This window comes from Paraburkholderia sp. SIMBA_053 (assembly GCF_046534895.1).
GTDB classification, from domain to species: Bacteria; Pseudomonadota; Gammaproteobacteria; order Burkholderiales; family Burkholderiaceae; genus Paraburkholderia; species Paraburkholderia caledonica.
In genome coordinates this window covers 1-265 of record NZ_JAWRXU010000869.1, presented here as the reverse complement: position 1 = coordinate 265, position 265 = coordinate 1, and the positions used below count along the sequence as shown (strand labels likewise).

General features: G+C 30.9%; 1 pseudogene. It reads left to right on the top strand.

The features are described from left to right. Positions 1-265: pseudogene (locus tag SB753_RS38075) on the top strand (sugar phosphate isomerase/epimerase); the annotation flags it as partial.

Sequence of the window (265 nt, the reverse complement as noted above, 5' to 3'; positions counted from 1 at the left end):
ATAACGATAATGACGACGGTTTAATGTTGGGGACTGTCCATTTACTTCAAACTTTAGAATTCATTTATTATGCGAAGAAATATAATTATGATGGACTTATTTATTTCGATACATTCCCAATTCGTGAGGATCCTGTAAAAGAATGTGAGCAAAACATTAAAATGTACAAATTATTGGATGCTTTTCTAGAAAATTACGGATTAGATAAAGTAGAAGAAATTATCCAGAAAGAAGATGCTCTACAAGCTCAGCAACTTTTAATGTG